General features: G+C 48.2%; 15 protein-coding genes. 10 read left to right on the forward strand and 5 right to left on the reverse strand.

Annotated features, from left to right (window positions below; genetic code table 11):
- Positions 1-70: 70 nt before the first annotated feature.
- From Psch_RS17515 to Psch_RS17560, 10 genes are all read left to right on the forward strand, one after another.
- Entirely contained in the window at positions 71-250 is a 180-nt protein-coding gene (locus Psch_RS17515; RefSeq protein ID WP_190259113.1) for a Spo0E family sporulation regulatory protein-aspartic acid phosphatase, read from the forward strand.
- A 24-nt stretch (positions 251-274) separates the two neighbouring features.
- The gene (locus Psch_RS17520) at positions 275-1,222 is read left to right on the forward strand and encodes an Rpn family recombination-promoting nuclease/putative transposase (RefSeq protein ID WP_282432482.1); all 948 of its coding nucleotides are present in this window, start codon (positions 275-277) and stop codon (positions 1,220-1,222) included.
- 190 nt (positions 1,223-1,412) lie between these two features.
- Positions 1,413-2,372, forward strand: coding sequence for a copper amine oxidase N-terminal domain-containing protein (locus Psch_RS17525; protein ID WP_190259114.1), 960 nt, complete (start codon positions 1,413-1,415; stop codon positions 2,370-2,372).
- Positions 2,373-2,401: 29 nt separating this feature from the next.
- Complete coding sequence (locus Psch_RS17530) at positions 2,402-4,315, forward strand: Athe_2463 domain-containing protein (RefSeq protein ID WP_190259115.1); 1,914 nt, start codon at positions 2,402-2,404, stop codon at positions 4,313-4,315.
- A 525-nt stretch (positions 4,316-4,840) separates the two neighbouring features.
- Positions 4,841-5,383 carry a hypothetical protein gene (locus tag Psch_RS17535; RefSeq protein WP_190259116.1) on the forward strand — a complete coding sequence of 181 codons (543 nt, stop codon included), beginning with the start codon at positions 4,841-4,843 and terminating at the stop codon, positions 5,381-5,383.
- Between the two features lie 227 nt (positions 5,384-5,610).
- A complete protein-coding gene (locus Psch_RS17540) occupies positions 5,611-6,036 on the forward strand; it encodes an Rpn family recombination-promoting nuclease/putative transposase (RefSeq protein WP_243124193.1) in 426 nt (141 codons plus the stop codon).
- A gap of 196 nt (positions 6,037-6,232) precedes the next feature.
- The gene (locus Psch_RS17545) at positions 6,233-7,309 is read left to right on the forward strand and encodes a 5'-3' exonuclease (protein ID WP_190259117.1); all 1,077 of its coding nucleotides are present in this window, start codon (positions 6,233-6,235) and stop codon (positions 7,307-7,309) included.
- Positions 7,310-7,590: 281 nt separating this feature from the next.
- Positions 7,591-7,779, forward strand: coding sequence for a hypothetical protein (locus Psch_RS17550; RefSeq protein WP_190259118.1), 189 nt, complete (start codon positions 7,591-7,593; stop codon positions 7,777-7,779).
- On the forward strand, positions 7,776-9,329 hold the full coding sequence (locus Psch_RS17555) for a recombinase family protein (RefSeq protein ID WP_243124195.1): 1,554 nt from the start codon (positions 7,776-7,778) through the stop codon (positions 9,327-9,329). Before Psch_RS17550 ends, Psch_RS17555 begins: the two co-directional genes overlap by 4 nt.
- A 28-nt stretch (positions 9,330-9,357) precedes the next feature.
- Positions 9,358-11,181 carry a mannose-1-phosphate guanyltransferase gene (locus Psch_RS17560; RefSeq protein WP_243124197.1) on the forward strand — a complete coding sequence of 608 codons (1,824 nt, stop codon included), beginning with the start codon at positions 9,358-9,360 and terminating at the stop codon, positions 11,179-11,181.
- A gap of 192 nt (positions 11,182-11,373) precedes the next feature.
- Here Psch_RS17560 and Psch_RS17565 read toward each other — a convergent pair whose 3' ends face one another.
- From Psch_RS17565 to Psch_RS17585, 5 genes are all read right to left on the reverse strand, one after another.
- Entirely contained in the window at positions 11,374-12,039 is a 666-nt protein-coding gene (locus tag Psch_RS17565) for a hypothetical protein (protein ID WP_190259119.1), read from the reverse strand.
- Positions 12,040-12,290: 251 nt separating this feature from the next.
- Positions 12,291-12,818: a Rossmann-fold NAD(P)-binding domain-containing protein gene (locus Psch_RS17570; protein WP_190259120.1), complete on the reverse strand. Its 528-nt coding sequence runs from the start codon at positions 12,816-12,818 to the stop codon at positions 12,291-12,293.
- Between the two features lie 66 nt (positions 12,819-12,884).
- Positions 12,885-13,343, reverse strand: coding sequence for a type VII toxin-antitoxin system MntA family adenylyltransferase antitoxin (gene mntA, locus Psch_RS17575; protein WP_190259121.1), 459 nt, complete (start codon positions 13,341-13,343; stop codon positions 12,885-12,887).
- 254 nt (positions 13,344-13,597) lie between these two features.
- Positions 13,598-15,208 (reverse strand): glycoside hydrolase family 57 protein, encoded by a 1,611-nt coding sequence (locus Psch_RS17580; protein WP_190259122.1) that lies wholly within the window; start codon positions 15,206-15,208, stop codon positions 13,598-13,600.
- 66 nt (positions 15,209-15,274) lie between these two features.
- On the reverse strand, positions 15,275-16,030 hold the full coding sequence (locus Psch_RS17585) for a DUF4912 domain-containing protein (RefSeq protein ID WP_243124198.1): 756 nt from the start codon (positions 16,028-16,030) through the stop codon (positions 15,275-15,277).
- Positions 16,031-16,263: the final 233 nt, after the last annotated feature.

Below are 16,263 nucleotides of genomic sequence, written 5' to 3' on the forward strand. Positions count from 1 at the left end.
AAAGGCCACTACACCTGATTGAGGGTTTTGTGGCTTTTAATATGCAGTATACCTGAAAGGTGGTCAGCGAATGACACCAGCGTTACAGAATTTGGTGCAAAAAAACCCACCTATTGAAGAGCAGTTAATTAAAATAGAAAACCTTCGTTATAAGCTAAACTCCACCAGCATAGAGGATAGACAAAGGCTGCTGTTATTAAGCCAAAAGCTTGATAAGCTTATATTAACTTATCAGCGGCAAATGGTATAATACTAGCAAGGGGGTGTCAAATGGGTGGTACAAAGCATCAATCGCATCAATGATTATGCTTTTAAACGGATCATGGGTTCAGAAGAAGGCAAAGACGCACTGCTAAGCTTCCTGAATGCTGTACTGAAACCGGCGCCCGGCAAAGAGCTGGCTTCCGTTGAGTTGCTGGACCGGGAACTTGACCCCAGGTACCTGTTGGACAGAGCGGCCCGGTTGGATATACTGGCTAGAACGGCGACGGGCGCCCTGGTCAATATAGAGGTCCAGATCGCTAACCAGTATAACATCGACAAGCGGACGCTGTTTTACTGGGCCGGACTTTACCACGGGCAGCTTTCCCGTGGAGAAGATTTCAGGAGTCTCAAGAAAACTATTACGATTAACATACTGGGATTTAGTTGGTTCACGGATAAGGAGCGGTATCACCATATATTTCAGTTGAGAGAAAAGGATACCGGAGAGTTGCTTAACGAGGATATGGAAATACATTTTTTGGAGTTGCCGAAGATAGTGAAACTTGATCGCAGGCCCAGTGATGCTCTGGAAGAATGGATGTTGTACCTGAACAACCTGGAAGGGAAAGAAATGGAGGCGATCGCCATGGAGAACCCGGGTATCAAAAAAGCGCTGACCATTGAGCAAATTTTCCTAAAAGATAAGAAAGAACGCAGGCTGTATGAGTTGCGGGAAAAAGCGTACCGGGACGAGCTTTCCGCATTGGCAGGCGCTAGGGCGGAGGGTGAAGCCAGAGGAGAAGCCAGAGGAGAAGCTAGAGGAGAAGCCAGAGGAGAAGCTAGAGGCAGACAGGAGGCTATTTGCAAGTACCTGGAGGCCAGGTTTGGGGATGCTTCGCTAGGCTTGCAGGAAAAAGTCAGGCAGTATAATGAGTTGGAGAAACTGGACATGCTCATCAACAAAATATACACTGCTGCTTCGCTTGAAGAGGCCGGCGCTATCATTAACGGCATATAGTTAAGACGATAGGTTTTCCTAATATGTTGTTGCATAAAAAGGAAGACGTTAAGGGCCGCCACCCCGTCTTCCTTTTCCTATCCGGCTTACGCCTATGGAAATGGTAATGGAAAAGAAGCAGAATTTAAAGCCCATTTTTAGTTAGTATGAATCCGTATTTAACTGATAACTTAAAAAGGAGGTAAATTGCATGAAAAAATTCATAGCGCTTGGTATCTTTTTTGGACTTGCGGTAATCTTTATTCCCTGGCTGCATTCGGCTAAAGCCGAGCAGGTGGACGTGTACGAGGACAACCAGTTGGTCAAATCGGTGGTATTCAAGATCGGGGTGCCAGAGTATGTGGTGAACGGCCAGACCCCCGGCGTTAAAATGGACGTGGCTCCGTTCATCCAGGATGACCGGACGTTTGTGCCGGTAAGATTCCTGGGCAACGCCCTGGGTGTGAGCGACGAAAATATTAATTGGAACGGTGAAGTGCGGCGCGTATTTGTTGCGGGGCCGAATAATACCAGCCTGGTAATGACGATAGATGTTAAGGAGATTATGGTCGACGGCCAGGCCCGGGCCATCGACGTGGCGCCGGTACTGACCAGCGACCGGACCTTCCTGCCGGCCCGGTACGTAGCCGAGGGACTGGGCTATGAAGTAGCCTGGGACGAAGCCACTCAGACGGTGGTATGCTGGCCAGCGGGTGAGACGAAGCCGGACGTAAGCGCGGCGGTGGATTACCTGAACCAAGTGCAAGAGCAGCCGCAGGATCAGGCGCAGGCCACCCCTTACGTTCCTGCGGGCTGGAAACAGGTCAGCTATAACGGTGGACAGGCTTACATCCCGCCTGACGCAGAGAACAGGTACCCTAACGTGTATTTCATGGAAAAAGGCAACATGGTCCAATTCGACACAAAAGGCTTGACTATTAGCTACCCCTGCAAACAGTTTTCCAACGAAAAAGCCGACCAGACCGCTAAGGACCTTTTGCTGTCCAACATCGGCGATTCCAGCCTGGTGCAGCAGATCTGGGACTACGGCGCCCAGAAGACCACCCGGGGATATTGGCTGCCGCTGAAAATTTTCCCCGGCACGGAGAAGTTTAAGGAAATCCAGGTGGAAAACGCCGATGGCTGCATCGCTGTGCTGTGCATGTATTAAAATGATTCGGAAAGGAGAAAACCTAAATAATGAAGACAAAGAAGATACTCGTGGGGGCGCTGGCTGGCGCTCTCCTGTTTTTTGTCGCGCATTTCGCGTTCGCCGCGGGCCTGGCCGACGTGCAGACGCCGCCGGCGGATGTCTTGAAAAAAGCCAACGATTTCGCTGCCCGCGTCAGCGGCTTACCATATGATTTCTTTATCGATACCAATGATAAAGGCGATTCCCTGCGCTACGGCGACCTGATCCTGCCCCACGAGGGCACGGTCAATTACCTGGCCTGGGGGCCGTGGCACAGCGACCCGAACTGGGACGGCGAGGGCGCGACGAAGAAAGACCGGAACAATATCGAACGCGCGCGCTACGTCGGCTACGGTTACTACGGAGAGCAGATCTCCAACGTCTTTTTCCCGCCGGATCGTTCCGGTGGCTGGAAGTCTCTGAGCGACGCAGATTTCGTAGAGGAGCCGTGGTGGGATTCTTCTGTCAAGCAGGCTTTCCCGCAATTTTTCGGGCCAAGTGACCGTTTCGACGGCAAGACCGACCCCGACCTGATCAAGGCCATGCAGATTGGCCTGGACTATTGCGCCTGGGGCAACGAATTAGCGCCTCCGGACCCGGGCTCCGACCTGTACCAGAACCCGCAGAATTACATCCATGTCTTTCTGCCTTGTTCGGAGCAAACTTTCGGCATGGGCGTGATGTTCCACCGCGACACGGACGGCTCCTTGTGGTACCGCTCGGTGCCTTTGACCGATCTTAACAGGACTAAGTTCACCCCGGACGACGCCATCTCTCTCGATCCGCCGGAACGCACCGGCAACCCCGGCGACTCGGCGGCCTTCAGCTTGAAAGTGAACTGGCAGGAAATAAAATCTCTCCAGGAGATAGCGGCTGATTACGGTTTTGACTTCGGCTTTTTGATCCAGGTATCCCACCAGGTGAACGGCAGCCCTAACGCAGCCGCCTTTACTATGGACGGCATGCAATCGCAGGACGCCGGGAACGGCTGGGCGCAGATAGACTACACCGACCTCAGCGACGCTTCCAAAACGAGCAGTGTCTCGGTGCACGTCCAGGACGTTCCCAGCGAAGTGGTGGCTCAGATAGTGCCATACGTGAAAGACAAGGAATCCGGCTACGTCTTTTTGTGGAGTGACTACTACCTGTACAAACAAGCCAAGGCGAAGGTGGCGCCGAACAACATATCCAAGCCGCCCGAGCAGCAGATAACCACCGGCAGCGGCCTGCACTTCCAGGCTATCAGCCAGAGGAACGCCGTTACGGGACAGGAAATCGACCCGCCCAGAGAGCCTGACACAGCAAAGTGGACGGACACCGTAACAGCCACATTAACGCCGCTAAGAGTGCAGAGCGTTGTGAATGTGGACGAAAGCGTCGACTACGGGACAACCGTAGCGCCGCCGCCCCCGCCGGGAGGAGGCTGCGCACCGGCCTATACCACCCTGGATAGTTGGAGACTGAACAGCGCAACGTTAACCTATCCGAAACAGAATCCGCATTATACTTTCGGAGATCCGCGCCCGCCGATCGGAGTTGAACCTAATGACTCCGGCCAGCCGATCCCGCTCTCGTCGTCGCCTGAAGGGTTCGAGACAACAAGCATGGCACCTGCATCCGACGGGCATGCGTTAGCTTGTCAATTCAAAGAGATGTGGGCTCAAAACGGTACGTACCTGCATGATATTTTGAACCCGTCGCTTGATTCGTGGATACAGACGCCGCAAACTTATAAGTTGACTGCCTCAAATATTCAGGTGACGGTGGATTACACTGTGCATACGTTCCATATGGTTTGTGATCCGGATGGTGGTTGCAGTTGCGAGGAGAATACCACTCCCGGTTCATATACCTATACGCTCAATCCGATTTCAGGCAACCTGCTGGTCAACGGCACTGGCGTGGCTTCGATAGGCATGTAATTCTTCTGCTAACCCTCGTCAACCCCTGAAGCTGTTCGAGCAGCTTCAGGGGCCTAGAGAAACCCCGGCAGGCGAGGCGAACCACTGTATTTTCAGCATTCCCACTTTTAATGAACTGCACGAGGCAGGAAACGAATAGGACATTTGAGACTATATTAGCCGGGCCCCGGGAGGGGCGGCATCAACAATGATGATTCTGGTTTATTAAAGGATGCCCGACAAAGCGGGTCTCCATTTCTTCTTTCCAAAGGTTGGATGTCCTCATGAAAAAGTGGGCTCTCCCGGGCGGAGGATCGTAATAATTTTTCTTGACAACGATTTTATAGAACTGCATAATATTATTAGAAAAAGATAATATACGTTTGTGGTAGCGATGAAGAACTTACCGCTCACCGATATGCGGACATAAGTGGTCGGGATTGATCGAATTTACCGCTCACCGATATGCGGACATAAGTGGTCGGGATTGAAGAAGTAAACTCTCTGCGAAATGTAGAGAGTTTTTCTTCAGGCTGAAAGAGAAATATGATTGAAAATGGTTTATATATTGTAAGCGAAAGTTATTTTGATAAATTTAAAAAGTTAGGGTGTAGTTTTAAAGACAGCAAAGGAGAAAACAGACCTGTATTTTGTTGTCTAAAGGATTTAAAATTCGATGGTTTATACTGGGCGATTCCTCTAAGTGAAATAACCGAAGAAAAAATTGAGAATGGTACAATTGATAGAGTCAAAAAATATATGAATTACAAAGAAAATAGCCTTGGATGGGCATATTATCATATTGCAAAAACAAATAAACCAGCAATTTACAATATAAGCTCTGTGCTTCCAATTACTGACCATTACATTGAACGTAAATGGATATTAAATCAGAAACATTTTGTCATTCCATATACTTCTGCTATAAAAATAATAAGAAGAAAATTTAAAAGAATTTTAAGTGAAGAAAATCGTTTTCCGAATAAGTTTGAGCAACATATAACACTCATTAAAAATATTTTGATTAATGAATTAAGAGAAATTAATATTACCCAAAAAGATATAGCAACTACTAAAGAAGTTCTATGAATTCACAACTAGAACGCTGAAGCCGGGCATAAGCCCGGTTTTACTCTCAAGGGGGAGGTTCATAGCCTTCAGCATATTTGATTGACGTGGAATCGCTAAAAAAATGCAAATTTCCAAGGAATCTGCAGCCGAATTGTTAACGAATAGTAGAATGGAAAGCCTGGGGAGAATATCTCAGAACAAGGGCCAAAAAATGCTTAAAGAGAGGTTCGGGTTGCCTACTCAATGTGAAACTTGATCGCAGGCCCAGTGATGCTCTGGAGGAATGGATGTTGTACCTGAACAACCTGGAAGGGAAAGAAATGGAGGCGATCGCCATGGAGAACCCGGGTATCAAAAAGGCGCTGACCATTGAGCAAATTTTTCTAAAAGATAAGAAGGAACGCAGGCTGTATGAGCTGCGGGAAAAAGCGTACCGGGACGAGCTTTCCGCATTGGCCGGTGCCAGGGCGGAGGGGGAAGCCAGAGGAGAAGCTAGAGGCAGACAGGAGGCTATTTGCAAGTACCTGGAGGCCAGGTTTGGCGATGCTTCGCTAGGCTTGCAGGAAAAAGTCAGGCAGTATAATGAGTTGGAGAAACTGGACATGCTCATCAACAAAATATACACTGCTGCTTCGCTTGAAGAGGCCGGCGCTATCATTAACGGCATATAGTTAAGACGATAGGTTTTCCCATTATGTGCAAGTTCAAACCAGGCATTTCGCCTGGTTTAATCTTTACCCTCTGTCACTAAAAGGGGGAGACTTTATGAGATTACAGGGTCCGGTTCGTCCGGTGGTGGCAAGTCATAATGAGCAGTTAACGCTATTTAGAGGGGGTGGATAAAAAATATCGCATAAAGGAGATTTGATGCTTGTTGATGGGAATTCCTTGTTGCACAGGTGTTTCCATGCTTTTCCCCCGATGAGTGCGCCTGACGGTAGGCCAACAAATGCTGTCTTTGGAATGCTCCGGTTACTTGTAAATATTATAGATGCACGTAAGCCAACCCATCTAGCTGTTGCTTTCGATTTATCCCGTAATTCTTTTCGCAAAGAAGCATACCCGGAATACAAGGCAAATCGTAAGGAAACCGATCCGGATCTAGTACCGCAGTTTTCTATAATAAGAGAAGTATTAAAAGCCTTGAACATTCCATACTTTGAAAAAGAGCTCTATGAGGCCGACGATATTATCGGTACCCTGGCTTGCCAGACTCAGGCTGACTACAAAGTAAAGATACTTACCGGAGATAGGGACTGTTTACAGTTAATCAACGAGAAAGTTTCCGTTCTTCTAACGATAACGGGAGTTTCCAAATTAGTAGAGTGTACCCCCGAAAGCACTGAGAAGAAACTCGGATTTAGGCACGATCAAGTCCTTAGCATGAAAGCTCTGGCCGGCGATCACTCCGATAACATTCCCGGTGTTAGGGGGGTAGGTGAAAAAACAGCCCTTTCCCTGCTAGATAAATACGGTACGATAGAAGGCGTTATAGCGTCGGCCTCAGAAATACCAGGTAAGCTGGGTGAAAAGGTTCGGACGAGCGTCGAAATGATTCGTTTGAGTCAACAGCTGGCAACAATTGTTTGTAATGTCTCCCTTGATGTGGAACCGGAATCTCTAAGACTGAGGATTAACCGGAAAGCCGGTACCGAAATATTAGCTCGGCTTGGAATAAAATCAATTAACCTGGACGGATTAGTCTCACAGTCACCACAGGTATCAAAGCCAGCCAGGCCTACCATCCAACACAATGCGGGTCGTATAGTTATTCCGAGCACAGGAAGCCAACAGCGCTGCGGTATATGTGCAAGGCCGATACCATGCAGGCGTTTTGTTGAGCTTGGCGAACATGGGAAACTCGCATTTGGTGCAAAAATATTTTGGGCATGCCGTATTTGCTCGGCAGCTCTGAAACCGGACTGTTACAAAGAAATACCATAGGAAATTAGGAATAGGAATGGTGAACTACCCCTTCCTTCGCTCCGATCAGGAAGGGGTTTCCTGATCAGGCGAATTTGTGGGTTTCCTGCTTCATCGTGAGCCTACCGGCACAGCTATACAGGCGTAAACTCATGATCCATAAAAAGGTTGGGTCTGAGAAGTGTAGCTTTCATAAAGGGGCTTAAAAATTTTTCCTTGGCGAGATGCCAAGGTTTTTCCTTTGTATGACAAGTAGGATAAACCATAGAACGTGTAGAATTTTATGAAAGGAGACAACCACCATGGAAAGGTTAAAACAATCCCGGAAAGGTTATACTTCAAACCGGGAGGGGAAGGAGTTGAAACCTGAAGTGAGAGTTGTTTTTGGAGATAATTCTACACGTTTACAAGATGCATTTCGTCTACTGGCCGAGTTCTTTGAACAGGAAAAAGCTGAACAGGATTCAAAGGCTGGGGGTGGTAACCGTTGAATATTGCGGCTATCTACCTTCGTGTATCTACTGAAGACCAAGCACGACATGGCTATTCACTCGCTGACCAATTATCGGTTTGTCGGGAGAAAGCGTTTGCGATGGGGGCCGATGAGATTTTGGAGTTCGCCGATGAGGGTGTTTCCGGGGAACTCTTAGATAGGCCGGGTTTATCGGACTTGCGTGAGTCTATAAGAAACGGGCAGGTCAATATTATGATCTGCTATGACCCTGACCGCCTATCTCGTAACCTGGCGCATCAGCTACTTTTAACAGATGAAATTGAAAGAGCTGGCGTCCGGCTGGATTTTGTTAATTTTGAATGGCAGAACACGCCAGACGGTAGACTTTTTTATGCTTTAAGAGGTGCAATCGCTGAATACGAAAAAGAAAAGATCCGGGAAAGAACTGTTAGGGGAAAAATGCAGAAAGCCCGTCAAGGTGGTCTGCCTGTCCGTGCTGATTCCTATGGTTATAAATTCGAAAAAGGAACATTACTGCTTAACCAGGAAGAGGCTGAAGTAGTCAAATTAATTTACAAGTGGTTTATATCAGAAGATATGGGGGTTAATGGTGTTGCAACCAGGCTTACCGAGCAATGTATCCCTACCAGAAAAGGCAATTCGATATGGCAACGGTGTGTAGTAAAAACCATACTTACCAATCCTATGTATGCCGGTACATTCTATTATAACCGGAGGGATTGTAAGGGGGTTGCTTATAACAAACATCTACCTCTGGAGAAAAGGGTTAAGGCCAAAAGCAAACCAAAGGATGAATGGATATCCATACCAGTTCCTGCCATCGTTGATCTGGCAACTTGGGAGAAAGCACAAGAAAAAATTAAATCAGCACGTAGGTTATGGTCGGGGTGGTCGCGAGAAGAATATCTTTTATCAGGGATAATCTCATGTACTGACTGTGGCAATACGATGCACGGGGCCGTTAAAGTAAAATATAACGGAAATAAGGAACGTGGCTATACGTGCGTAAAGACAACAGCAGGTACTTCCAATAACGGATGTAAGCCAATTAAGCGAGTACCTGCTGAAATAATAGAAGTGATTGTTTGGGAACAAGTATGTACCTGGCTCAACGACCCTGATGCTCTTACCAGCGAGATTAGGGAGCGTACAACGGAGAAAGATTTACGAGCCGACTTGGAAAGGATAGAAAAACTCATCGCCGATGTTGAGAAGGGGAGAGACAATGTTAGGAATGCTTTAGCAGCCGGGTTATTTGATCTTGATCCCAAAACTACGAAACTATTGCAAGGCCTTAAAGGACGTGAAAAGCAATTACTGACGCGTAAAAAAGAATTGGAGATAGCTTTACATCGGAGCACGGCAGCAGAGATCAGGGTTAAGGAAATACGTAAACAAGCAGCTTCATTCCTGTCGAAATTGGATGCGCTCTCTTTTGATCAGAAAAAAGCTCTTTTGCGTACGCTTGTACAGCAGGTAACGATTTCAGGCCGGGGAGATAACTTACGGGTTACGGTACACGCAGCTTTTTTGCCAGAGGTAGAAGCGAAAACAAAAAAATTGTAAAATTATTGTAGTTACTTCTGTATGTAATGTGGGCAACCTGCAGCAGTACCAGGAGGCGCAGTACGATGCGCTGGCAGGAAAAGCCAGGATCAAAATACCGGGAACGGAAATTATGCCGCAGGTATGGGTGGAGGAGGGCGCCTCGATTGACCCCTCCGCGAAAATCAGAGGCCCGGCCCTGATCGGGGCTGATTGTCAGCTGGGGGCTGCAACCCGCATAGAACCTTTTTCGATCCTGGGGCAGGGCTGTCTGGTGCGGGAAAGGGCTTCGATCAAGAGAAGCGTCCTCTGGAACAATGTCTATGTAGGTCCCGGGGCTGCTTTACGCGGGGCTGTCCTAGGCAGCCGGGTCCAGGTGCTGGCCAAGGCAGGCATATACGAGGGGGCGGTTGTTGGTGACAATTCGATTATCCGTGAAAACGGCCTGCTCAAGCCTGACGTCAAGCTGTGGCCGCATAAGCTGGTTGAAACAGGGGCGACCGTTCACCGCAGCTTGATCTGGGGTTCCTGTTCTCCCAAGAAAATCTTTGGTTTTGAGGGGATCTCCGGCCTGATCAATGTGGAGATTACGCCTGAGTTCGCTGCCAGGATCGGCGCTGCCTTTGGCTCCGTAGCCGGAGCCGGGGCGCGTCTAGCCGTCAGCAGCGACAGTTACGCTGCTTCTGTAATGCTTAAGGAAGCCGCAAAAAGCGGGATGCAGTCGGTAGGGGCGCAAGTTTTGGACTTCGGTCCCGGCATTACGCCGGTGAGCCGCTTTGGTGTCAGGGAGACGGGTTGCCGGGGGGGAATTCACGTCAGGATATCACCGCAGGCGCCCGACAAGGTGACCATGGTATTTACCAACCCCCACGGTGGGAATATTTCCAGGGACCAGGAGCGCAAGATCGAAAACGCCATGGCCAGAGAGGACTTTTTGCGGGCGGAAACAGGCAGGATCAAGCCGCCGGAGGTCCTGACGCAAGTTGCGGACAGCTATCTTTCAGCCATATGTGCGGGTTTAAGCGCACTCAGGCTGCGGGAAGCCAATTTTAAACTGCTGCTCTGCTATGACCAGGTCAATCTGGAAAATATCGTTGGGAACCTTTGCGCCAGGCTGGGGTTAGGCTTGGAAAGCATCGGCCTGGAAAGCGACGCAAAGGCATACCGTGGCTGGCGTTCTCACCAGGAGCTGCTGCCCGCCCTGTCCCGGGCGGTCGTTGACGGCGGCGCCGACGCCGGAGCCGTCCTGGACTCCAACGCCGACCGCCTGATCCTGATCGACAACAAGGGGCAGGTAATTCAGGATGAACTTCTGACAGCCCTGCTCTCTTTGATTATCCTGAAGGGGGAGGAAGGCCCGGTGGTGGTGCCGGTTACGGCCCCGCGCGCCATAGAAGCGCTGGCCGAGCGCTACCGGAGCAGGGTGGTGCGCACCAAAACCGCCATGCAGGATTTCCTGGATAAAGTACTGGCTCCGGAGAACGGGATAGAAGGGATATCCCAGTTTTTCCTCCACTTTGACGGGTTGGCAGCCCTGGCCAGGGTGCTCGACCACGCAGCCCGTTTCAATACCTCGATATCCGATCTGGTGGCCGAAATACCTGAATTTTTCATGGACCGGCGGGAGGCCCCCGTCCCCTGGGAGGCCAAGGGCAGGGTCATCAGGCAGCTGATTCAGGATCCCCCGGCCAGCCGGCTGGAACTGCTGGACGGGGTCAAGGTCTACCACGAGGACGGCTGGGCGCTGGTGCTGCCGGACCCGGACGAGCCCTTCTGCCGGGTCTTCAGCGAAGGCAGCACCATGGAAATCGCCGAGTCGCTAACCGATATGTACATCAAAAAAATTAACGATATCGCGGGTATTGTGAGTTAGTGTAATCATTGGGGTCAGGCTTGAATTATTCACTTATTTTTTTCCGAATCACATCTTCTACATAAGATGTGTCCTTATACCTACCGGACTTTATTTTTGATAACAAGGATACACGGTTTTTGGCCATATCAATTACCTGGATGATTATGGCATTTAATAAGTAAATATTTCAAGTCTGACCCCGCTCACCTCTCAGTATGGTTTCTCCGGCACATCAATATACTTAACCTGGTATCCTTTTTGGGAGGCCAATTTTTCAGCATCGGAATGATAGTGAAGGTCAACCAGCCAGACATTTGATTCATTTATAAGGTCCTCTAACAAATCAAGTGGGGCAGAGACGAGTAAGGCGTATATTTTGAAATTACCTTCCCGAACAGCCTTGTAGTGGGATTTGGTAATAGCGTTGTCCTTATCTTCTGCGATCTTCTGTTCGGAGTAATCGAGAAACTCGTTTATCCACGTAGAGTAGGCTGCACTCAGATCATTATTGTTAACCGTTGCAATGCCTCCGCCCTGAACTCCGGGTTCGGCAATCCACATATTCTTTACACTAATGTCATTTTTATCGGCAAAGGCAGAGGCCTCTTGCAGGGTGATATACTTGTCATAGACGACAAGGGCTTCCATGATTTTACTTCCTTCGGCCGAGGATTGATTCTTCAAAACATCAACCCTTCTGTTTTTATACAGATCCATGCTCTCTTTTCCGCCAGGCTGTCCTATAAAGACTTTTACTTCACCTTCGCCATTATCAATTTTCAATGATTGATCTTTAGATTCCAATGCCATGGCTCCTGTAACATAAGCGATAACAGTAAATAACGCAACCAGAAGAATAGCGATCTTAATTTTCACGCTAAACAACCTCCTCATTGGGGTTAGGCTTGAATTATTCACTTATTTCTTTCCGAGGAACATCTTCTATATAAGCTGTGCCCTTATACCTATCTGACTTTATTTTTGATTGTATGGATACACGGTGTTTGGTCATATCAAATACCTGGATAATTATAGCATTTAATAAGTAAATATTTCAAGTCTGACACCCAATGACGACGATAACCTAATTCTGAGCCAACGTTATATCAAATAAAACAATTCTAATCTCATAACTGTGAAGTTATTTCATGTGCTTTCGTCCTTAGTTCTTCATATACTTGTTTTGGATTATTTACGCTTTCCACTTCGATTTTCTTACACTCTTCTAATAAATTTTCTTTTTCTTTAATTACTTTCCGCCACTTTTCTGCCGTTTCGAGATCAAAAGGTGAGTCCTTACTTTCAAGTGCTATTTTTTCATCCTCAATTGTTCCCTCAAGTGCATAAGTGAATGATTCTATCTTGCTTCTATAATATGCTTCTTCATCGACTTCTTTTGCAAGCGCATTAACCTCCATGGCTTTTCCCCTTATCTCTTTAAGCATTTCACTGATTTTTTCTTTGGCTTCCGGGTTGTTCCGACTTTCTTTTGATAGTTGCTCTAAATCTTCTTTCTGCTGAACAAACTCATTTCGCAATTGGTTGTAATGTTCTTTCTTTTTTTCTTTATTATATTCAGCCGCATTTGAGGCAGCGTATCCTATTAACAGGCAAATAAGTAAAGTGCCTACTAATATGGTTATTTTTAATTTCATATTAATACCTCCTTGTATGATATGACCAACGGTACAATTTCCAGGCGTCTTTCTACCGTCTCGCGATCAACCACTGAACCGGCCCTCCTTTATCCGCTTAGCCAATCCTTCGTGTACAACTCTCTCAACTGGCTTAAAATCAAAATAACGGTCAAAGGTTCGTACCTGAAAATCTACTCGCTGACCTTTTTTATCGCCTCTTTCAAAAAGCAGACGGCCTTTGCTTAAAATCTGGTAAGCAAATGCGGGTGGAGCCTGGTTTAAAATTATAAAATCTACTTCATCAGTTTTAAGCGCTGCAGTTGCCAAAGAAAGAAGTTTCAACTTCTTATCAAAGTAGCTATCCATAGGGAATTCCCGGTCCAGCAAAACCGCCAGATCAATATCGCTTGCCGGGTTTTGTCTATCTTCCGCGTAAGACCCGAACAGGTAGAACGCTGCAATATCATTATCCATGCTAATTTTTTCGGTCAGTGCCGGAATATATTGCATTATATCGACTGCTGTTTTTTTAAGATGGTACAAGTTGGTCACCACTGGCTTATCAAATTAACTATATTTTACTATAATATTCCTTTTAAAGCCACGTACGCTTACTCGGAAAGGCCAGAAATAATTTTTCGTTAGTCCTATCATTGGCAGATGCCCTTCGGATGAGAACCTTGGATAAATTTCCATCCGGAATGAAGCGCTATAATTTATTTTCTTTATGACTTTATCAATAGTCCCAAAAAGGATACTATATAACAACAAACAGGAGGGCATCTGCCCTCCTGTTTTCACACTGCCACAGACCTGGCCGGCTCGTTCCGGTACCAGCTGTAGTCCACATCGGGGAAAATATTGTCGCGGTATTCCAGGTCTCTGAGCCAGCCCTCATCAATACGGTTGCCTGTGATTTCGTCCCGGAGGCGGAGAAAGTTGCTGAGATGGATCTTGGTCCTTTTTATTGCGTATTCAACCATGGTGCCGGTGCTCATAATGAAGGCCCAGTCGCTGCTCTGCGCCAGCATCAACTCGCGCGCCGCCTGGTTTAAGGCCCGCCTGAGCAGCCCTCCGGCAGCGGGGTAGCGGGTGGTCATATCTACCATCATATTGGCAGCCATGTGCAGGTGCCTGTAAATCCATGCATTGGCGCCGGAAAGCCAGACCTCGTGGTAGCCTTTGTTGCCCCAGCTGGACGAGCAGGGCACGGCCACCTGGTTGCAAGGGAAGCGTTCCAGGTACTGGCTTGGCGTTAGCAGCTCGATTTCATCCTGGTCAAAAGCAATTTTACGGATCAGGTATTCCAGCCAGGCCGGCCCTTCAAACCACCAGTGGCCAAAGAGTTCGGCGTCATAGGGCGCGACGATCATCGGCGGCCGGTCCATCATGCCGGCCAGGTGGCGAATTTGGTGCTGGCGGTTGAACATAAAATTGCCGGCGTGCTCGGCGGCTTTTTCATCCGCCGCTCTTGGATTGTAGGGCTCTTTTTGGCTTAAGTCCACTTTCCCGGTGATTTTAAAATATTTGAAGCCCGTATGGATGCGGATCCCGTCCGGATGGATGTAGGGCTTGATATAGTCATAGTCCAGGTCGTAGCCTATATCCCGGTAAAATTCACGGTAATTATAATCGCCGGGATAACCCTCCTGCGTACTCCAGACCTGCTTGGACGATTCAATATCCCGGCCGAAGGCGGCTACCCCTGACGGGCAGTAAATTGGAGCAAATATCCCAAAGCGGGGCCTGTGCGAGGCATAAAGCACACCATGCGAGTCGGTAAAGAAAAATTGAATTCCGTTCTCCTTTAAAATCTCATCGACTCCAGGGGCATAGCCGCATTCCGGCAGCCATATGCCGCGCGGCGGCCGGCCCAAGTGCCGGGTGTGAAGATCCACGGCCGTCCTGATTTGCGCCCGCACTGCTTCAGGCTGAAGCTGCATCAAGGGCAGGTAGGCGTGCGTAGCGGCGCAGGTAATAATTTCGAGACGGCCCTGGTCCTGGAACTTCTTAAAAGCTGAGACAATATTGCGGTGATAAAGGTCATGAAATATATACATGGCTTCCCGCAGCCTTCTCTTGTACATTAACGCGGCTTCATGAAAAGGACTGCCGTAGGTCCGTCCTTCCTCTTTGTCCGCCAGCTCAATCAAGCCGGCAAGATGGCGGGTATAGCGCTCCTGCAGCAGCGGGTCGGTAAGCATGGAAATCAAGGGAGGAGACAGGGTCATGGTCAACCTGAAACTGATACCGTCGCCAATCAGACGGTCAAAAGCCTGGATGAGCGGTATATATGTTTCGGTGATAGCCTCGTAGAGCCATCTTTCCTCCAAAAAGTTCTCATGCTCCGGGTGTCTTACATAAGGCAGATGCGCATGGAGTACAAGACATAGATAACCTGTTGCCATAAGCAACCCCTTTCATATGTTGTATAATAAAAATAATCGCCGGCAAATGAATTCGCACCTGCATTTTCAGTTTAGGCTCTGCTTATCACTTCCGGGATGCCAGTTCCCGGGCGAACTAATCCCCACCGGCAGTTTGCGGGCTTCCAGGGCCAGTTCCTCAATGAGCATCGGTGAACTGACACCATACTGAAATTTACCAAGCGTGCGATATAAGCTTTCGATCCACATCCACTCCTCGTCCAGCCGGTCGGATAGCGAGGCCCTGGGAGTGGTCGCTATATTGGACCTGAGCAGGGTAATAAAACGGCCGTCCTGGAACATGCGTCCCAGGTCGATACAGAAGGAACGGTCCGGCTCCTTTACTTCAATATGCCAGTTATCGATTTCATCACCAAGGTGAATATCCATGAATCCTTTAGCGTTATTCCCGTTAAAGTCAACACCGGTTACATCGTAAACCCTTAAAACAGGATGAGTGGAGGACCAGGCTTCGGGTCCGTAGGTTCTGGTGAATTCATCCTGCTTGGTGGCGGTGATTTCCCAGTAGGCATAAAGCCAGTGGGGGTCCCGGGCCATCAAGACCAGGCGGTCAACCCCGTAACTGTGCGGCAGTTGGGGTTCCGGCAAATGCTGTGCCCGATGTTCAGGAGCGGCCGGCACGGGCAGGCTGAACTCTTCAGCTATCTCTTCCACGAATTGAGGGGGGGGGAGGGTTTCAGCTCCAATTTTTTTGGCCGTCCGCCTGCGCAGTGACGGCCATAAAAAAACGCCTACCGCAAAAACCATAATGAATGCTAAAATCAACCAGAGAAAAATATTCACGGTGATCAGATCCTCCCTTCGAAGGTAAAATATTAACACATATTAAACCGGTGAAATTTATCTATCACAAATACTTTTTTTATTATTGCCCAGACTAAAAATGTTTATTTACTTAAAAAATCAAGCGCTCAGAAAAAATGAAGTAATTCACTAAACATAAAACCTCAGAAGGGATAGGGCCGGGTTGCAGCGAAAATCAACTTGATTAAGATGAATTTTATTGAAATAATAAA

The sequence above is a fragment of the Pelotomaculum schinkii genome (genome assembly GCF_004369205.1).
Classification (GTDB): domain Bacteria; phylum Bacillota; class Desulfotomaculia; order Desulfotomaculales; family Pelotomaculaceae; genus Pelotomaculum_C; species Pelotomaculum_C schinkii.

Coding starts and splice junctions, on each gene's coding strand:
- Psch_RS17515 (WP_190259113.1), top strand. CDS start 71: ATGACACCAGCGTTACAGAATTTGGTGCAAAAAAACCCACCTATTGAA.
- Psch_RS17525 (WP_190259114.1), top strand. CDS start 1,413: ATGAAAAAATTCATAGCGCTTGGTATCTTTTTTGGACTTGCGGTAATC.
- Psch_RS17530 (WP_190259115.1), top strand. CDS start 2,402: ATGAAGACAAAGAAGATACTCGTGGGGGCGCTGGCTGGCGCTCTCCTG.
- Psch_RS17535 (WP_190259116.1), top strand. CDS start 4,841: ATGATTGAAAATGGTTTATATATTGTAAGCGAAAGTTATTTTGATAAA.
- Psch_RS17545 (WP_190259117.1), top strand. CDS start 6,233: ATGCTTGTTGATGGGAATTCCTTGTTGCACAGGTGTTTCCATGCTTTT.
- Psch_RS17550 (WP_190259118.1), top strand. CDS start 7,591: ATGGAAAGGTTAAAACAATCCCGGAAAGGTTATACTTCAAACCGGGAG.
- Psch_RS17570 (WP_190259120.1), bottom strand. CDS start 12,818: ATGAAATTAAAAATAACCATATTAGTAGGCACTTTACTTATTTGCCTG.
- Psch_RS17580 (WP_190259122.1), bottom strand. CDS start 15,208: ATGGCAACAGGTTATCTATGTCTTGTACTCCATGCGCATCTGCCTTAT.